The following is a 17,068-nucleotide window of genomic DNA, read 5'->3' as shown; positions in this document are numbered from 1 at the left end:
TTTCGGCCCGTTCCGACGAGATGAAACCCTAGCGAAGAGAACCGATCCGGTCTAATCGCCGCCTTTCCCGAATTCCGCACACACGGCCGCACGCAACGGACCGCGTTCGCGGAGGATGAGAAAGGGTTCGCCGCTCCGGGACCGTACACACGAGCCGTGTGTCCAGTGCTCCCTGTCGAGCGACCGTGGAACTCTACGACTGCCCTGGGCGCGAAGGCAAATCCGCCGGTCAGTAGTCACGGGGGAGCAGGTGTACGCCGAGCGTCTCCAGGCCGTCCAGGACGAGGTCGACGCCGACGGCGGCGAGCAGCAGGCCGAGCAGGCGGGCCAGCAGTTCGATGGTGATGTGCTCGGAGAACCGGAGCAGCCGGGCCAGCAGCAGCACGCTGAGCAGGTCGACGGCGATCACGGCCAGGTAGGCGCCGCCGACGGTGGCGCGCCAGGACCAGCCGTTCTTCTCCACCGCTTCGAGGAGGACCGCCGTCATGGCCAGTGGGCTGACCACGTACGGCAGCAGCAGATCGCGGACGCCGTCGGCCAGACCGGTGCCGGCGGTGCGGGGTGCGCCGCCGAAGTGCACGCCGAGGACCAGCCCGACCGCATAGACGAAGAAGATGACGCCGCCGGCGATCTCCAGGGCCGGGGTGCTGATGTGGAAGAGGCCGAAGAGGGCGGGGGCGGCGAAATCCGCGAGCAGCCCCACCAGGGCGGCTCCGGCGGAGGAGACCAGGGCGAGGGTCCGCAGCTCGCGGGCGCTGCGGGACTGGGCGAGCGTGGCGAAGGACAGCAGCACCTTGGGCGGGCCGACCACCGCGAGGAAGGTGATGAAGGTGTCGCCGAGGCTCAGCTGGTTCATGCTCGCATCATCACGGCGGGCGGTGCGGCGGTCCCGGCCAGACACGCAGCGGGCCGCCATGCAGCGGTTCAGCCATGCAGCAGCCGGACACGCGGAAGTCGGACACGCGGGAGTCGGGAACGCATCGGCCGCCCGCGTTCCTGGCGGGGGCGGCCGATGCGTTGTGGATCATCCTGCCGGACCCGAACGCTCTGTGTTAGGCCCCTTAACCACGGTGCGGTAACAACTCGGCGTCGGATGCGGCTCGGTGATCAGGCGTCAGTCCAGGGCCCAGGGTGCGGACTCGGCCAACCGCCGGACCCCCTCGGCCACTTCCTGGGCACCCGCCGTCTCCGCAAAGCTGACCCGCAGATACGCCGCGGGCGGTTCGGCCGCGAAGTACGGGCGGCCGGGGGCGATCGCGACGCCGGAGCGCAGCGCCGCCGCGGCCAGCGCCGGTTCGTCCGTACCGTCGGGCAGCCGCAGCCACAGATGGCAGCCGCCGTGCGGAAGGTACCGGGGTGCGGCCTGCGGCAGCCGGGCGTGCAGTGCCGTCGCCATGGCGTCCCGGCGCAGTTGGAGGCCGGCGGCGACGGTCCGCAGGTGGCGGCTCCAGGCGGGTGAGCCGACCAGTTCCAGGGTGGCCTCCTGGAGCGGGCGGGAGACGAAGAAGCTGTCCACCACCTGGATGGCGCGCAGCCGCTGGAGCGCCGGGCCCCGGGCGACCAGCGCGCCGACCCGCAGCGAGGGGGAGGTGACCTTGGTGAGAGAGGCGATGTGCACCACCGTGCCGTCCTGGTCGGCGGCGGCGAGCGGGGGCGGCAGCGGCGGCCCGTCGGTGTGGCTGAGGCGGCGGGCAAAGTCGTCCTCGATCACAAAGGCGCCGGCCGCGCGGGCGACGTCCAGCACCTGGCGGCGGCGTTGCGCGGACAGTACGGCGCCGGTGGGGTTCTGGAAGAGCGGCTGGCAGCAGAAGACCCGGGCGCCGGTGGCCGCGAACGCCTCCGCCAGCAGGTCGGTGCGGACCCCGTCGGCGTCCACCGGTACCGGGACCGGGCGCAGGCCGGCGGCGCGGGCCACGGCCAGCGTGCCGGGGTAGGTGGGCGACTCCACCAGGACCGGGGAGCCGGGGGCGGCGAGCGCGTGCAGCGCGGTGGTGAGGGCGCTCTGGCCGCCGGCGGTGATCAGTACGTCGGCGGCGCCCACCGCGCCGGCCGGGCCGCCGATCTCGCGGGCGAACCAGGCGCGCAGCTCGGCCAGGCCGTCGACCGGGGGGCGGTCCCAGGCGCCGGGGCGGCGGCCGGCTCGGGCGAGGGCGGCGGCCATGGCGTCGTGGGGTTGCAGCGAGGGGTGCAGATAGCCGCCGTTGAAGGGGATGACGCCGGTCGGCGGCGCGGCGAGGGTGGCCAGTACTCCGGAGGCGTCGACCGCGCGGGGGGCGGCGTCCGGGCCTTCCGGGCCCTCGACGGCGAGGGCGACCTGCTGCCAGGAGGTGTCGCCGGGAGTGGCGGCGGTCCGGGCGGGGCGGTCGGCGCGGTAGGTGCCGGCGCCGGGGCGGGTGATCACCAGACCCTCGGCCGCGAGGGCGGCGAGGGCGCGGGAGACGGTGACGGGGCTGACCCGGAAGCGGTCGACCAGGGCCCGGTTGGACGGCAGTCGCTGGCCCGGGGAGTAGCGATCCAGCTCGGTGCGCAGGGTACCGGCCAGGCTTTCCGTACTGCTACCGTCATTCATGACGAATGACGATAGCGCTACTCTGCCAGCGCCGGTAGCGGTCGCTGCCCGGACCGGGCCCGCCGCACGCGGTGGCGTCCTGCTCGCCGCGCTGGGGGTGGTCGCCTTCTCGCTCAGCTTCCCGGCCACCCGCTGGGCGCTGGAGGGGTTCGGCGTCTGGAGCATCTCCGGTGTGCGCTGCGTCCTGGCCGCGGTGCTCGCGGCGGCGGGTCTGCTGGCCGCCCGGGTGCCGTTCCCCGAGCGGCGCCACCGGCCCGGACTGCTGGTGGTCTCGGTCGGCTGCGTGCTGGGCTTCCCGTTCCTGAGCACGCTGGCGCTGCGTACCACCTCCACCTCGCACGCCGCCGTCGTCATCGGCGCGCTGCCGCTCGCCACGGCCGCGTTCGCCGCGCTGCGCACCGGGCGGCGGCCGTCCCGGGCGTTCTGGCTGGGCGCGCTGGGCGGGGCGGCGGCGGTGACCGCGTTCACGCTGCTGCACGGCGACGGGACACCGGGGGTGGGCGACCTCTGCCTGGTGGGCGCGCTGCTGCTGTGCGCCGCCGGGTACGCGGAGGGCGGCCGGCTGTCGGCGGTGCTGCCGGGCTGGCAGGTGATGGCCTGGGCGCTGGTCGCGGCGCTGCCGGTGACCGTGCCGGTGGCGGCGGTGGCGCTGGCGGCGGAGCCGGTGCGGTGGTCCGGGCATGCGCTGCTGGGGCTGGGCTGGCTGGCGGCGGTGGCGCAGTTCGGCGGGTTCGTCCTCTGGTACCGGGGCATGGCGGCGATCGGGGTGGCCCGGGGCAGCCAGTTGCAGCTGGCGCAGCCGCTGCTGACCCTGGTCTGGGCGGCGCTGCTGCTGGGCGAGGGGGTGCCGGCGGCGGCGCCGGTGACCGCCGTCGCCGTCCTGGCCTGCATCGCGGTGACCCAGCGGGCGAGGAGCTGACCCCGGCCGGGCGGCGCCAAGGAGCTTGTTAGCCGCATCACATGGGGGCGCTTGGGGGCATGAACGACCCACCCGCTAGGTTGTGTCACTGATGTGAACGGCTCCGCCGAGCGGGAAGCGCTGCCCACGGGCGGTACCGGCCCCCACTCCCGGAAACCGCAGGACCGCTCTACCCCGGCGCTATGTCCCAGTGCCAGACTGCAGTGGCCCTGGTTCACCCCGCACTCCAAACGGGAGGGGCGGGCAGACCGGAAAGCGGCCCCCCGGGACAGTAGGGACAGCAGCCATGGACACCGCGGCGCTCATCGGCTCGTCGTGGATCTTCATCCTCGCCTTCGCAGCCGTGCTCGGTGACGCCTTCCTCCCCGTCATTCCGAGCGGGTCCATGGTGATCGTGGCGGTGCTCAAGACCTCCGACCTGGACGGTGCTCCGCTCTTGCTGGCGCTGGGGGTGGCGATAGCGTCCTTCGTCGGTGACCTCATCCTGCTGCGGATAGCCCGGCGCGGTGCGCCCTGGGTGCAGGCGCGGCTGGACCGCCGGCCGCAGTGGGCCGGTGCCACCACCAAGGTGCAGCAGGCGCTGGAGACCCGGGCGGCCCGCACCGTGATCGTCGCCCGCTTCGTGCCCGCCGGGCGGACCATCCTGGACCTGGCGATGGGCGGCAGTGCCAATCCGCGCCGCTTTGTGCGCTGGTCGGCGGTGTCCGCGCTGATCTGGGCCGCGTACATCGTCACGCTGGGCTGGCTGAACAGCCACTGGTTCGACACCGCCTGGCTGAGCTTCGCCGTCTCCTGTGCGGCGGCCACCGCCGTGAGCGCCTCGGTGGCCCGGCTGATCCGGCGGCAGCGCAGGATCGCGCCGACGTCCTGACCGGACCTCGTCCCCTGGTTTCCGGAGCGGTACTGCCGAGCAGTGCCGCTCCGTCGCGTTGCCGGGAAATCTCGATCCGGCAACAAGGTCCGGCGGCGGGGAGCCACCCGGGGGTACCGAGCGTCCGTGCGATTGATGGGCCCTTTGTCGTATGCGTGATGCGGGGAGCGGACGCGCGTACATCGCTCGACCGAGCGGTTCATGCACACTTGCCCGAATTGGCGGGGCACCACAGAGCAGGGGAGACCATGGCCACCATCTCGCGCAGGACCGTGCTGACCGCAGCAGCCTCCACCGCTGCCCTGGGAGCGGTGGCCGCCTGCTCGGACGGTGGTCCGCAGGGCGGCGGCAGCGGCGGCCGCACCCCCGGCGGCGGCGCCAGTGCCGACAGCAGTCCGAGCGCGGGCGGCGTCAAGGGGAGCGGGCTCGGGGCCGAGCAGCCGGTCCGGCCGATCGGTGACGGCTCCACGGCGGACACCGGCCCGCAGCCGGGCCAGCCCAAGGCGGAGCGGCTGCTGCCCGGCCGGCGGCCGCCGCAGTTCGTGGTCTTCTCCTGGGACGGGGCCGGGGAGCTGGACAACCAGCTGTTCTCCCGGTTCCGGGGCCTGGCCAAGCAGTACCACGCCTCGATGACCTTCTTCCTCAGCGGCATCTACACCCTGCCCGAAGCCAAGAAGTCGCTCTACCACCCGCCGCGCCATGCCGTCGGCGCCTCCGACATCGGCTACCTCACCGACGCGCACATCCGGGCCACCCTCCGGCAGATCCGGCTGGCCTGGCTGGAGGGCCACGAGATCGGCACCCACTTCAACGGGCACTTCTGCGGCGGCAACGGCGTCGGCCGCTGGTCGCCCGCCGACTGGGCGAGCGAGATCGAGCAGGCCAAGAGGTTCGTCAAGGAGTGGCGTACCAACACCGGCTTCACCGATCTGGAGCCGCTGCCGTTCGACTACGAGAAGGAGCTCATCGGCGGCCGTACGCCCTGCCTGGAGGGGCAGCGCAATCTGCTGCCGACCGCCGCCAAGCTCGGCTGGAAGTACGACGCCAGCTCGCCGGGCGGCTTGCAGATGTGGCCCGGCAAGGTGCAGGGCGGCCGGATCTGGGACTTCCCGCTGCAGTCGATCCCGTTTCCCGGGCACTCCTTCCAGGTGCTGTCGATGGACTACAACATCCTGGCCAACCAGTCCGGCGGCGCGACCCGGGGCAACTCCTCCCAGTACGCCGCGTGGCGCCGCCAGGCCCGGGACGCCTATCTGGCCGGCTTCCGGCGGGCCCATGACGGCAACCGGGCGCCGTTCTTCATCGGCAACCACTTCGAGCAGTGGAACGGCGGCATCTACATGGACGCCGTCGAGGACGCGCTGAAGGAGATCGCCGGGCATGAGGAGGTCCGCCTGGTCTCCTTCCGGCAGCTGGTCCAGTGGCTGGAGGCGCAGGACCCGGCGGTGCTGCGCAAGCTGCGCACCCTGGCCCCCGGTGAGAAGCCGGCCGGGGGCTGGGAGCGGTTCCTCGGCGTCCCCGCCACCGGGCAGGCCACGACCCCGCCCGGTACGCCCTCGGGCGCCCCGGCCTCCTGACGGCGGGCGCGGCGCGGGCGGAGCGGACGCACCCGGCAAAACGGGGTGCGGGCGGGGCCGGGGAGTGCGATGGTGCCGGGATGGACCGTCGAACGCTCAGTGCCCTCGCCCACGCCCACCACCCGGTCGCCGCGCCGCTCAGCGACGAATCCGTGCGCAGGCTGCTGGACCGGGCGGTGGTGAACGGCGACGAGCGGGCGCTGGACCTGGGGTGTGGGGAGGCGCAGTGGCTGCTGCGGGCCCTGGAGCGGCACCCCCGGATGCTGGCCGAGGGCGTGGACATCGACGTGGCGACGCTGGACCGGGTCCGGGACCTGGCCGAGCGGCGCGGGGTGGCGGACCGGCTGGCGCTGCACCACATGCCGGCGGCGGAGTTCACCTCGGCCCGCAGCTTCGACGTGGTGCTCTGCGTCGGCTCCACCCACGCCTACGGCGGGCTGCTGCCGACCCTGGGCGCGGTCAGGGAGCACCTGGCCCCGGGCGGGCGGGTGCTGGTCGGTGACGCCTTCTGGGAACGGGTGCCGGACCGGGCGGCGCTGGACGAGCTGGGGGCCGAGCCGGCCGACTGGGACGACCTGGCGGGCACGGTGGACCGGGTGGCCGCAGCCGGCTGGACGCCGGTGTACGCGCACACCAGCACGGCGGGCGAGTGGGACGACTACGAGTGGTCCTGGACCGGTTCGCTCGCCCAGTGGGCGCTCGACCACCCGGAGCACCCCGACGCCGGGCAGGCGTTGAAGACGGCCGAGGAGCACCGCACCGGCTGGCTGCGCGGCTACCGGGGCACCCTCGGCTTCGTCACCCTGCTGCTGCGCCGCACCGAGGGCTGAGCACCCCGGCGCGGCGCGGCCGCGTCAGCCCTGCTTGAGGTCGGGTATCCGCCAGTCCACCGGCTGGTGGCCGAGGTCGGCCAGCGCCTTGTCGATCTGCGAGAAGGGGCGGCTGCCCAGGAAGAGCTTGGCCGACAGCGGCGAGGGGTGGGCGCCCTGCACCACCACATGCCGGGTGGTGTCGATCAGCGGCAGCTTCTTCTTTGCGTAGTTGCCCCAGAGCACGAAGACACAGGGCTCCTCGCGGGCGTCCACGGCGCGGATCACGGCGTCGGTGAACTTCTCCCAGCCCTTGCCCTTGTGCGAGTTGGCCTCGTGGGCCCGCACGGTGAGCACCGCGTTGAGCAGCAGCACGCCCTGCTCGGCCCAGTGCATCAGATAGCCGTTGTCCGGGTTCTGCACGCCGAGGTCGGTGTGCAGCTCCTTGAAGATGTTGCGCAGCGACGGCGGCACCTTCGTCCCCGGGCGGACGGAGAAGCACATGCCGTGGGCCTGGCCGTCGTCGTGGTACGGGTCCTGACCGAGGACCAGCACCTTGACCTTCTCGTAGGGGGTGGCCTCCAGCGCCGAGAAGACCTCGCCCCGGGGCGGGAAGACCTGGTGCTCGGCCCGCTGCGCGGCGACGAACTCGGCCAGCTGGTGGAAGTACGGCTGCGCGGTCTCGGCGGCCAGCGCCGGACGCCACGACTCGGGTAGCTCGAACTCCCCCGGCGGCGCCTCGGCCACCGACCCGGCCACCGAACCGCTCTCCGACCTGACCGGCGACCCGACCGATGACCCGACCGGTGACACGGCTCCCCGCCCCGACTCGTCCGACACGACAACGACCTCCCACAGCGAACACGATGGATCTTCCGGACGGCCGAGACCAGCGCGGCCCTCCCCCTGCACCGAGCACCGTATACGCCGCCACCGACAACGCCGATCCGCCGCAGCCGGAGGGGAAGCCGGGCCGGGCCCGGAGCGAAGAAGGGCGGGGCGCGGAGCGAAGACGGGTCGGGCCGGAGGGGAAGACGGGTGCGGGGCCCGGGGGCGGGTACGGTCGGAGCCAGACGCTCCCGAGTCCGGAGGAGACCGCCGCCGTGAACGGCTACGAGTCCAGCCAGCCCGCTCCGCTTCCCCGTACCCTGCTCTCCCGCCTGCCGCATCCGGTGGTGCAGGCGCCGATGGCCGGGGGTGCCTCCACCCCGGCGCTGGCGGCGGCCGTCTCCTCGGCCGGCGGGCTGGGCTTCCTGGCCGCCGGGTACCGGTCCGCCGAGGCGCTGCGGGAGGAGATCGCGCTGACCCGCACCCTCACCGACGCCCCCTTCGGCGTCAATGTCTTCACGCCGGGCCGGCCCGACCCGCACGCGGCGCAGGCCGCCGCCCGCTACCGGGACGAGCTGGCCGGGGAGGCCGAGCGCTACGGCGTGGAGCTGCCGCCGGTGCCGGACTGGGACGACGACGCGTACCAGGACAAGCTGGATGTGCTGGCTGAGACCGGGGTGCAGCTGGTCAGCTTCACCTTCGGCTGCCCGGACCCGGACGTGGTGGCCCGGCTCCAGTCGGCGGGGACCGAGATCGCCGTCACCGTCACCACCCCCGAGGAGGGGGTGACCGCGCTGCGGGCCGGGGCGGACATCCTGGTCGTCCAGGGTCCGGAGGCGGGCGGGCACCGGGGCTCCTTCGAGCCGCTGGGGGTCGCGGACACCGGGCCGGGGCTGCTGGAGCTGCTGCCCGCCGTGCGCAAGGCGGTGGAGGAGGACGGCGCCCGGATGCCGATGCTGGCGTCGGGCGGGGTGATGGACGGCGCGGGGCTGGCTGCCGTACTGGCCGCCGGGGCGGCCGCCGCGCAGCTGGGCACCGCCTTCCTGGCCGCCCATGAGAGCGGCGCCCATCCGCTGCACAAGGCGGCGCTCACCGATCCCAGGTGGACCGAGCACGGGGCGTTCGGTTCGTCGACCACCGTCACCACGGCATTCTCCGGGCGGGCGGCCCGGGGGCTGGTCAACCGGTTCGTGGCCGAGCACGGGGCGGTGGCGCCGCCCTCCTGCTATCCGCTGGTCCACCACCTGGTCGCCCCGCTGCGGCGGGCGGCGGCCGCGCGCCAGGACCCGGACGGGATGGCCCTGTGGGCGGGCACCGGCCATCGGCTGGCTCGGGCGATGTCGGCCGGTGACCTGGTGGAACTGCTGGTCACCGAGCTGGGCGAGGCGTCCGACACCCCGTACCGGCACCGCAGCGCGACCTGAGCGCCGGGCACGCACCCCGGACATGGGCCGGCCGCCGCGCCCCGGAGGTCGCGGCGGCCGGTGGTGCACAAGGGGCCGTTCCCGGCTCAGATCTCGCGGCTCAGATCTCGCGGCTCAGATCTCGTCGATGAGGTCCGCGATCGACTTGACGACCCGGCCGGGCCGGTACGGGAAGCGCTCCACCTCGCCGGGCTGGGTGAGGCCGCTGAGCACCAGCACGGTCTCCAGGCCCGCCTCCATGCCGGCCACCACGTCGGTGTCCATCCGGTCACCGATCATGGTGGTGGTCTCCGAGTGAGCGTTGAGGGTGTTCAGCGCCTCACGCATCATCAGCGGGTTGGGCTTGCCGACGAAGTACGGCGCGACCCCGGTGGCCTTGGTGATCAGCGCCGCCACCGAGCCGGTCGCCGGGAGGGCGCCCTCCGCCGACGGGCCGGTCTCGTCCGGGTTGGTGGCGATGAACCGGGCGCCGCCGTTGATCAGCCGGATCGCCTTGGTCAGCGCCTCGAAGCTGTAGGTGCGGGTCTCACCGAGCACGACGTAGTCGGGGTTGACGTCGGTCAGCACATAGCCGATCTGGTAGAGCGCCGTGGTGAGGCCGGCCTCCCCGATGACGTACGCGGTGCCGCGCGGGCGCTGCCCGTGCAGGAACTTCGCGGTGGCCAGCGCCGATGTCCAGATGGACTCCTCGGGCACCTCCAGACCTATCCCGGCCAGCCGGGCGGCGAGGTCGCGGGGGGTGTAGATGGAGTTGTTGGTGAGGACGAGGAACGGCTTGCCGGACTCGCGCAGGCGGCGGATGAACTCCTCGGCGCCCGGGATGGGGGTGCCCTCGTGGACGAGCACTCCGTCCATGTCGGTCAGCCACGACTCGGTGGGCTTGCGGTCTGCCACGTGCCTGTCTCCCAATAGCTCGTTAGCGGTCGGCCCGGCGCTCGCCGGCTCCGGCCCGCTGTGTGACGGCTGCCCCGACGACCACAGCGTAATCGCACGTCCCCGGCGAGCACGAGGCGCCCGAGCAACGGGACAGCGGCGGCCGGGGAACGGAGAGCCGCCCTGCTCAGGCCGGGCCGGCGGGCTGCCGGGCGGAGTCGGCGGCGGTGCCCAGCCAGCCGAGCTCGGCCACCTGGATGCCGGCCTGGAAGCGGCTGCGGGCGCCCATCCTGGTCATCAGGTCGGCCATCATCCGCCGGATGGTCCGCAGCGAGACGCCGAGCCGCTGCGCCGCGCGCTCGTCGGTGAGGCCGCCGGCCAGCAGCCGCAGCAGCTGCCGCTCCTGCCCGGTGAGCCCGTCGGTGCTGCGCTGCGGGGCCTCGCCCAGCGGGCTGGCCTGCTCCCAGATCTGCTCGAAGAGGGCGTGCAGGGCGGCGATCACGCCGGGGCTGCGCAGCAGCACCGCGCCCTGCCGGGCGTCCTCCGGGTCGATCGGGACGACGGCGGTGGCCCCGTCCACCACGATCATGCGCAGCGGCAGCAGCGGTACCGTCCGGACGCTGCCGCCGAGCTGGTTGAGCCAGCGGGCGTACTGCACGGTGGCGGTGTCGTTGCGGACGCTGTCCAGGTAGACGGTGCGCATCCGCACGCCGCGCTCCAGGGTGGCCTGGTCCAGGGCGCGGCTGGCCTCCATCACCTGGGCGGGCTGCGGTCCGCCGGGGGCGAAGGAGAGCACCTCGGCGGTGGCGCCCTCGGCCAGCTCGGTCAGCCGGTCGCGGACCTCGGCCAGGCTGCCCAGCACCTCGACGCCGGACGGGCTGCGGGGGGCGTGCAGGGTGGCGTACTCCGCGATCAGGCCGGCCATCGCGACGCGGCTGCGCTCGATCTCCTCCTGCCGCCGGGCGGCCTCCGCCTCCTGGCGGGCCAGCAGGGCGGCCAGGCCCACCTCCGGGTTGACGGCGCGCCAGCGCCCGGACGCCCCGGGGGGTCTGGTGAGGGCGAGGTCGGCCAGCCGGTCGAGGGCGTCGCGGACCTGTCGGTCGGTGGCCTCCAGCCGGTCCGCGATCTCCTGCACGTCGAGGTCGGGGTGGAGCAGGACCGCGCGGTAGACCGCTTCGGAGAAGGCATCCAGGCCGATCCGGTCGACACCGCTCACCACGGACACCCCTGAGGCTCTGTCCCGAACAGCACTGCGACCCCACTCCCCCTGAGGAACCGGCCACCAGGTCACACGGCGGGCACCCGGCGGGCGGTCCCCGGCTGCGTGACAGCCGTCATAGCCTAGCGCCGCCTTGTGCCCAATCGAACACCCTGTGCGCATCCGAACCTGCCGACGCCCCGATCCGCAGCGGGCGCCGGTCGGCCCGGCGGCCGCAGCTCCGTATCCGAACGGCCAGGCGGCGGGGTGTGCGCCGACCGGCGGCGGGGCGGCTGCCGGGGGCCGCGGCGCAGCGGGGTGGTGTCATCTTCCTGCCACGCACCAATCTGACACCGACTCGGCCGCCTGCACCGCCATCGGATACGCCACCGTGGAAGGCATGTACGCGATCCGGGTGCGCCTGGAGCGCCACGACGGCCCGCCGCAGGCCGTGCCGGTGGCGACGACGCTGCGGGCCGGGCTGGAGCACACGGTGCGCTTCCCGACCCGGCTCGGGCATGCCCGTATCCGGCAGGACGCGGGTGCGGTGGACGCGGTGCTGTTCGTACAGGCGCACACGCTGCTGGAGGCCGAGGGCGAGCTCAAGCACGCCTGCGGGGTGCTGACTGGGGACGGGGCGCCGCTGTCCGGCTGGGCGGTGCGGCGCTGCGAGGCCGACCCGTGGATCGCGCTCGGGCTGCACGAGGAGTGAGCCGCCGACCGGGGCCGGGTGGCTGGCCTCAGGGTGCCACGGCACGGTAGTGCCAGCCGCAGAGGCTGACAGGCGGTAGGCCCGACCGCCACTCTCGATGGTGTCGGCACGACGGCCGGACGGAACCCACCCGCTGGGGCCGGCCGGCGGCGCCGGCCGAGGCGCACCAGTCGCCGCCCCGGGGTACGGCCGGGGAACCAGTCGAACGCGAGAGGATCGGCACTCCCATGCAGAAGGCTGCCCGTTTCATCACGATTGTCGCGCTCTCCTGTAGCTCGCTCATCGCCGCCACCGGAGTGACCCTGTCCGCCGCTGCGCCGGTGGCCGTGGTCGCCGACGGCGGTACCGGCGGCAGCACGGGCGGCACCGGCGCAGCGGCGGCCGACCCGACCACTCCCCCCACCACCCCCCGGCCGACTCCGCCCGGGAACCAGCCCGACACCTGGGGCTGGGGCTGACCGGACCCGCCGCCGACCACCGCCTCCCTGACGCAACGAGGTGACCCGGATGACCACCGCCCCGGCCGACGCCTTCGCCGGCCCCCGCCACCGCAGCCCGGACCGCTGCGCGCCCGCCCCCGCCACCGGCGTCCTGCTCGCCGACGGGCACCACCTCTTCCGCTCCGGGCTCAGCGCCCTGCTGGACCGGGAGCGCGACCTCACCGTGGTCGCCGAGACCGCGCGCGGCGAGGACGCCGTGGCGGAGGCGGCCCGCACCCGGCCGTCGGTGGCCGTGGTCGACCTGGACGTGCCCGGCCCCGGTGGGCCCGCCACCGCCGCGCAGATCCGCGAGCGGGCCGCCGGCACCGCCGTGCTGCTGCTCGCCGCCCTGCCCCGCACCGTCGAACTCCAGCGGGCGCTGGTCGGCGGGGTGGAGGGCATCCTGCTCAAGGACGTGCCGCCGGGCGTGCTGCTCTCCGCCGTACGTGAACTCGCCTGCGGCGGCCGGGTCTACGACCCGCGCCTGGTGATGGACGCGGTCCGCGGCCGGGCCGGCACCCCCACCCCCCGCGAGCTGGCGGTGCTGCGCCACATCGCGGCGGGCAGCACCATCAACGAGGCGGCCGGCGCGATGCGGCTCTCGCCGGGGACGGTCCGCAACTACGTCTCCTCGGTGATCGCCAAGACCGAGGCCCGCAACCGCTGCGACGCCATCAGGATCGCCCGCGAGCGCGGCTGGCTCTGACCCTCCTCCTCCCACCCGTACCAACACACCGCCCAGCGCTGCCGTCCCGGCCGGACGCCCCGGCCGGGACGGCGGCCGTGCGTCCGCCGTCAGCCCGCCGCGCCGCGCGCCTCGGCCACCGTGTCCGCGAACCCGTGCGCCACCGAGGGCACCCCGGCGGGCCGGCTGCCGATCAGGAACTCGCCCACCGACGTCTCGGACGTCCAGTCCAGACCCAGCGCCCGCGCCGCCGCGTCGGTGTCCCCCGAGCCCAGCCCGCACGGCGCCAGGCCCATCGCGGTCGCCACCAGGTACAGCGTCTGGTAGAGCACCCCGACGTGCTTGAGCGTCAGCGCGTACGCGATCTGGCTGTACTTCCACGACAGCCGCCCGAACCGCGAGGTCACCGTGATCAGCACCTGCGGCTCGACCGTGCAGTTGGTCGCCCGCCAGGCCGCCGTCAGCAGCTCCCGGAACGCCGCCTCGTCGGCCGGGCCGCTCCAGCGGCGGGGCCGCAGCCGGTGCGCCGCCGCGTCGTACCGGTACACCCCCGGCACCAGCCCGGCGCAGCGCGCCACCGACAGGTGCACCTCCAGCTCGCCGGTGGCGCCGCCCGCCGGGTAGGGCCGCTCCACGATGTCGTACGCCGTCGGGGACTCCGGGTCGCCGGGGATCACCCGGCGGACCCGGGCCGAGCGGTAGAGCAGCTCGCCCAGCTGCTCCAGGGTGACCGGTGTCTCCGCGTAGCCGCGCACCGAGCGGCGGCCCTCCAGCACCTCGCTGAACGCCGGGTCCCTGGCCACCACCGCGTCCCAGTCCGGGACCGGCAGGTCGATGCCGGGGTCCTCGCCGGGTGGGTCGGCGGCGGGGACGGCCGGCAGCTGCGGGATGTCCTGGTGGGCGAAGAGGCCGCCGCTGGGGTAGTCGTGCCGGCCGGCCCGGCTGCGGGAGTGGAACAGCAGGTCGTGGAAGTCCCACAGCGCCGGGTCGGCGGCGGCCGGGGTGTCGCCGGGCCCGGTCTCCAGGAAGCCCGCTCCGGCCAGCAGCCCGGCCAGCGCCTGGCCGGCCGCCGTGGAGAGGCCGGCCGGCAGGGCGGCGTCGGCCACCGGCCGGGGCGCGGTCAGCGCGGCCACGAAGGCGCCCGCCGCCGGCTGGTGCAGCGTCACCCGGAACGGCGCCAGCGGGGATTCCAGCACACACGTCCCGGCGTGCTGCTCCTCGGGCAGCCGCCGCAGATAGGCGAAGCGGGAGAGCACCGCCGGGGCGCCGCCGAGCAGCCGGTCGGGCAGGCCGCCGGGCAGCCCGGCGGACCGGGCGATGGGGACGGCGGTGGCCAGCGGGTCGCCGAGCGGGTCGGCCAGCACGGTGGTCACCAGGTAGGGGAAGCGTTCCAGCAGCCGCAGCAGCCGGGCGTCCCCGGCCGCCGTCGCCTCGGCGTCCAGCTCGGTGCGGGCCAGCTCCAGCAGCCGCCCGACGGTGGGCCTGCCCAGGGCGTGGACCCGCTGCCGGCCCCACGGGTGGGCGAGTTCCACGTCGTCGCCGTGGGCGGTGACGAGCACATCGGGGCGCAGCCGGAGCAGCCTGCGGTAGGGGCCGCCCCCGGCCGGGGCGGCCGGGAGCAGCTGTTCGGTGACGGTCATGGGGCACCTCTCGGGTTCTGCCGGGTCAGATGAAGATCGGGATCGGGTTGAGGTCCTCCTCCGGCGTGGGGGTGTCCAGCCAGCCGAGCTCCACCGGGACGTCGTACAGCCGACCGGGCGCGAAGCGGGCCCAGAAGTGCCGCATGCCGGGCACCACGACCTTGGCCACCGGCAGGCCGATGTCGGGGCGGGTCTGGTCCAGGACCAGCATCTCCATGCCGCGCTCCTCCACCAGGCGCTGCGCCAGGGCGAGGTCGCCGGCCAGGTCGGGGCCGGCCAGTGGGGCCCAGCGGCCGGGGCGGGCGGCGGGGGCGGCCCGGTCGGGGAGCAGGTAGGGCTGGTTGGCGACGGTGGCGGTGGTCCACCAGGCGCGCTGCTCGGGGTCGGCGCCCGCGTAGTCGACGGTGCCGTCGGGGCCGCCGGCGACCGGGGCGAGGAACTGGTTCAGCTCGGTGAGGGCGCGGGTGAGGGCGATGTGCGGGTCGAGGTGGGCGCCGAAGGCGATCAGGATGTCCTCGGTGGGCTTGTCCCGCCGGCGGGAGAAGGCGCCGACGACGGGGATGCCCAGGTCGGCGGTGAGGTCCAGCGCCCAGACGTCGCGGCCCAGGCCCGCGTAGATCTCGCGCATCCGGTCGATGTACGGGTCGTTGAAGGAGTCGAGGTCGACGGCGGGGCGGTTGACTCGGTTGTACCACCAGAGGGCGACGGCGTCCCGTTCGACCAGCTCCAGGAAGCCCTGGAGGGCGGCGTCCTCGAAGGACGTCCCGGCGGCGGAGCCGTTGGAGTCGCCCAGGGCGAAGAACGGGCCGTGGTGCCGGTAGCCGTAGTACAGCGACATGGTGGGCAGCCAGCGGGTGCGCTGCTCGGTGAGCGACCAGAGCGGCGACCATTCGAGGGTGGCGTCGGTGCGGAACCGCTCGGGGACGGTGTTGAACATCGACCTGCGGGCGTTCCAGCGGTCCCGCTCGGCGTACTGGCGGTCGCTGAACAGCTGGGTGCGGGCCGGGTGCACGGCGTCCGCGCCGAGCTGCTCGTAGGTGGCGCTGCGGCGGGCCTCGTCGCCCTGGAAGACGCCGGAGTAGCGCTCCATCGCCTCGCCCAGCGCGCTGGCCCTGGCCTGGACGTCGGTGCGGCCCTTGCCGCAGCTGACGCTGCGCAGGCCGGTGCGCAGCTGGCGCAGGTCGCCGACCTGGCGGGCGAGGTTCTGGCCGGCCACGTAGACCCGCAGGCCGTCGGGGGTGCGCTGGGCGGGGGCCAGTCCGGTGACCACGCCGGTGACCGGGCTGAGCTGGGGGCGGTAGCGCTCCAGCATGTCCTCGGGGGAGGTGGAGCGGTGGCCGCCGTCGCCGGTGAACGCCTTGGCGCGGGACTGGAAGCGGACGGGTTCCAGCTGGCGGCGGGCCATCAGGCCGGCGTCGCCGCAGGCGGGGCACTGCGGGCGGCGGACCAGGCGGTGCCGTTCGGCCTCCAGGGCCACGGTGTCGAAGGTGAGGACGACGGGTTCGGCGGGGCGGGCCCCGGCGAGCCACTTGGCGGCCTCCAGGGCGGCGAGCTGGACGCCGGTGGCGAGGGTGGGGGCGAGGTGGGCGCCCGCGGTGGACAGCGGTTCGTCGCGGCCCAGGCGGTGCTGGAGGTAGCTGAGCGACTGGCGGTTGGCGGACAGCCGGTGGGACAGGCACTCCCAGCAGCCGGTGCCCGGCTGCTGCGGTCGGTCGGGGACGAACACCGGGCCGACCCAGAGCAGCGAGCCGACCGGGCGGGCGATCAGCCAGGGGCGTCCGTCGGCCAGCGCGGCGGCGTTGCGGGCGGCGAGGCCGGGGTGCAGGTAGTCGTCGGTCAGCGCCACCGTCAGGTCGGGGGCGGCCGTGCCGTCCTGAGCCGCCGGGCCGTCCTGAGCGGCCGGGCCGTCGACGGTGGCCACCTCGGCCGCTCCGGCGGCGCGCAGCGCGGCGGCGAGCGGCGCGGCGTCCACCTCGCCGTACACCTCGATCCGTACCCGGGCGGTGCGCAGTGCGGCCAGCGCCGGGTCGCCGTCGAGCCCGGCCATCTCGAAGAAGGCGGCGGCGGGCCGGTCGGCGGCGGGTCCGGTGCCGACCGCCGCCCAGCCGCCGGCCAGCAGCCGGTCCACGGCGCCGCCGACCCGGTCGGCGGGGACGGTGGCGGCGAGCTCCGCGCCGATCTGCTCGACGGTGCGGGTGCCGTCCAGCAGCGGGGCGAGGGTCTGCGCCAGCGCGCCGCCGACGGCGGACACCCCGCGCTCGGAGACCAGGTAGACGGCCTCGCCGTCGACCACGTAGGGGGTGTAGTGGCGCTTGAAGCCAATGGTGGGCGTCGGCCGGGAGTCGGTCACGGTGGCTCCTCCTGTCGGGGTGGGTGCGGGTGTGCGGGCGGGGGGTGCCTCTATGTCTTTCGTCAAGGCGCTCCTGTCGGGTTTGGGGTGGTTCGGGGTTGCTGAGGTTATGCGGCGAGTTCGACGTCCTTCGG

The 17,068-nt window shown here is 74.7% G+C and carries 15 protein-coding genes; 8 read left to right on the top strand and 7 right to left on the bottom strand.

What is annotated here, in order from left to right:
• Positions 1–229: 229 nt before the first annotated feature.
• Positions 230–856, bottom strand: coding sequence for a MarC family protein (locus tag ACIQGZ_RS29430; RefSeq protein ID WP_402607768.1), 627 nt, complete (start codon positions 854–856; stop codon positions 230–232).
• A 258-nt stretch (positions 857–1,114) separates the two neighbouring features.
• Positions 1,115–2,569: a PLP-dependent aminotransferase family protein gene (locus tag ACIQGZ_RS29425; RefSeq protein ID WP_402607766.1), complete on the bottom strand. Its 1,455-nt coding sequence runs from the start codon at positions 2,567–2,569 to the stop codon at positions 1,115–1,117.
• Here ACIQGZ_RS29425 and ACIQGZ_RS29420 point away from each other — a divergent pair.
• The 4 genes from ACIQGZ_RS29420 to ACIQGZ_RS29405 all read left to right on the top strand — a co-directional run bounded on the left by ACIQGZ_RS29420 (position 2,568) and on the right by ACIQGZ_RS29405 (position 6,766).
• On the top strand, positions 2,568–3,488 hold the full coding sequence (locus ACIQGZ_RS29420; RefSeq protein WP_402607764.1) for a DMT family transporter: 921 nt from the start codon (positions 2,568–2,570) through the stop codon (positions 3,486–3,488). The two genes, ACIQGZ_RS29425 and ACIQGZ_RS29420, sit on opposite strands and share 2 nt — an antisense overlap.
• A 286-nt stretch (positions 3,489–3,774) precedes the next feature.
• Positions 3,775–4,359 (top strand): DedA family protein, encoded by a 585-nt coding sequence (locus ACIQGZ_RS29415; RefSeq protein WP_402607762.1) that lies wholly within the window; start codon positions 3,775–3,777, stop codon positions 4,357–4,359.
• A gap of 248 nt (positions 4,360–4,607) precedes the next feature.
• Positions 4,608–5,936, top strand: coding sequence for a hypothetical protein (locus ACIQGZ_RS29410; RefSeq protein WP_402607760.1), 1,329 nt, complete (start codon positions 4,608–4,610; stop codon positions 5,934–5,936).
• Between the two features lie 80 nt (positions 5,937–6,016).
• Positions 6,017–6,766 carry an SAM-dependent methyltransferase gene (locus ACIQGZ_RS29405; RefSeq protein WP_402607758.1) on the top strand — a complete coding sequence of 250 codons (750 nt, stop codon included), beginning with the start codon at positions 6,017–6,019 and terminating at the stop codon, positions 6,764–6,766.
• Positions 6,767–6,790: 24 nt separating this feature from the next.
• On the opposite strand, the gene ung is transcribed toward ACIQGZ_RS29405, so the two are convergent.
• Complete coding sequence (ung, locus tag ACIQGZ_RS29400) at positions 6,791–7,504, bottom strand: uracil-DNA glycosylase (protein ID WP_402607756.1); 714 nt, start codon at positions 7,502–7,504, stop codon at positions 6,791–6,793.
• 344 nt (positions 7,505–7,848) lie between these two features.
• Here ung and ACIQGZ_RS29395 point away from each other — a divergent pair, with 344 nt between their 5' ends.
• Entirely contained in the window at positions 7,849–8,997 is a 1,149-nt protein-coding gene (locus ACIQGZ_RS29395) for a nitronate monooxygenase (RefSeq protein WP_402607754.1), read from the top strand.
• 114 nt (positions 8,998–9,111) lie between these two features.
• Here ACIQGZ_RS29395 and ACIQGZ_RS29390 read toward each other — a convergent pair whose 3' ends face one another.
• Together ACIQGZ_RS29390 and ACIQGZ_RS29385 are read right to left on the bottom strand one after the other, a co-directional pair.
• Positions 9,112–9,891 carry an HAD-IIA family hydrolase gene (locus ACIQGZ_RS29390; protein WP_402607752.1) on the bottom strand — a complete coding sequence of 260 codons (780 nt, stop codon included), beginning with the start codon at positions 9,889–9,891 and terminating at the stop codon, positions 9,112–9,114.
• A gap of 166 nt (positions 9,892–10,057) precedes the next feature.
• The gene (locus ACIQGZ_RS29385) at positions 10,058–11,086 is read right to left on the bottom strand and encodes a LuxR C-terminal-related transcriptional regulator (protein WP_402607750.1); all 1,029 of its coding nucleotides are present in this window, start codon (positions 11,084–11,086) and stop codon (positions 10,058–10,060) included.
• Positions 11,087–11,468: 382 nt separating this feature from the next.
• Between ACIQGZ_RS29385 and ACIQGZ_RS29380 the strand changes: the two genes are divergently transcribed.
• The 3 genes from ACIQGZ_RS29380 to ACIQGZ_RS29370 all read left to right on the top strand — a co-directional run bounded on the left by ACIQGZ_RS29380 (position 11,469) and on the right by ACIQGZ_RS29370 (position 12,965).
• Positions 11,469–11,780 (top strand): hypothetical protein, encoded by a 312-nt coding sequence (locus ACIQGZ_RS29380; RefSeq protein WP_402607748.1) that lies wholly within the window; start codon positions 11,469–11,471, stop codon positions 11,778–11,780.
• 227 nt (positions 11,781–12,007) lie between these two features.
• Positions 12,008–12,238 (top strand): hypothetical protein, encoded by a 231-nt coding sequence (locus tag ACIQGZ_RS29375; RefSeq protein ID WP_402607746.1) that lies wholly within the window; start codon positions 12,008–12,010, stop codon positions 12,236–12,238.
• A gap of 49 nt (positions 12,239–12,287) precedes the next feature.
• Positions 12,288–12,965, top strand: a complete 678-nt coding sequence (locus tag ACIQGZ_RS29370; RefSeq protein ID WP_402607744.1) for a response regulator — start codon at positions 12,288–12,290, stop codon at positions 12,963–12,965.
• Positions 12,966–13,054: 89 nt separating this feature from the next.
• Here the strand turns inward: ACIQGZ_RS29370 and ACIQGZ_RS29365 are convergent, their stop codons facing one another.
• The gene (locus tag ACIQGZ_RS29365) at positions 13,055–14,584 is read right to left on the bottom strand and encodes a SagB family peptide dehydrogenase (protein WP_402607742.1); all 1,530 of its coding nucleotides are present in this window, start codon (positions 14,582–14,584) and stop codon (positions 13,055–13,057) included.
• Positions 14,585–14,609: 25 nt separating this feature from the next.
• Positions 14,610–16,934, bottom strand: a complete 2,325-nt coding sequence (locus ACIQGZ_RS29360; RefSeq protein WP_402607740.1) for a TOMM precursor leader peptide-binding protein — start codon at positions 16,932–16,934, stop codon at positions 14,610–14,612.
• Positions 16,935–17,068 lie beyond the last annotated feature (134 nt).

The organism is Streptomyces sp. NPDC092296, assembly GCF_044755465.1.
Taxonomy (GTDB): domain Bacteria; phylum Actinomycetota; class Actinomycetes; order Streptomycetales; family Streptomycetaceae; genus Peterkaempfera.
The sequence above is the reverse complement of the archived record's forward strand: the minus strand, read 5'-3'. Positions and strand labels throughout refer to the sequence as shown.

Coding starts and splice junctions, on each gene's coding strand:
- ACIQGZ_RS29425 (WP_402607766.1), bottom strand. CDS start 2,569: ATGAATGACGGTAGCAGTACGGAAAGCCTGGCCGGTACCCTGCGCACC.
- ACIQGZ_RS29405 (WP_402607758.1), top strand. CDS start 6,017: ATGGACCGTCGAACGCTCAGTGCCCTCGCCCACGCCCACCACCCGGTC.
- ACIQGZ_RS29430 (WP_402607768.1), bottom strand. CDS start 856: ATGAACCAGCTGAGCCTCGGCGACACCTTCATCACCTTCCTCGCGGTG.
- ACIQGZ_RS29365 (WP_402607742.1), bottom strand. CDS start 14,584: ATGACCGTCACCGAACAGCTGCTCCCGGCCGCCCCGGCCGGGGGCGGC.
- ACIQGZ_RS29410 (WP_402607760.1), top strand. CDS start 4,608: ATGGCCACCATCTCGCGCAGGACCGTGCTGACCGCAGCAGCCTCCACC.
- ACIQGZ_RS29420 (WP_402607764.1), top strand. CDS start 2,568: ATGACGAATGACGATAGCGCTACTCTGCCAGCGCCGGTAGCGGTCGCT.
- ACIQGZ_RS29370 (WP_402607744.1), top strand. CDS start 12,288: ATGACCACCGCCCCGGCCGACGCCTTCGCCGGCCCCCGCCACCGCAGC.
- ACIQGZ_RS29375 (WP_402607746.1), top strand. CDS start 12,008: ATGCAGAAGGCTGCCCGTTTCATCACGATTGTCGCGCTCTCCTGTAGC.
- ACIQGZ_RS29380 (WP_402607748.1), top strand. CDS start 11,469: ATGTACGCGATCCGGGTGCGCCTGGAGCGCCACGACGGCCCGCCGCAG.
- ACIQGZ_RS29415 (WP_402607762.1), top strand. CDS start 3,775: ATGGACACCGCGGCGCTCATCGGCTCGTCGTGGATCTTCATCCTCGCC.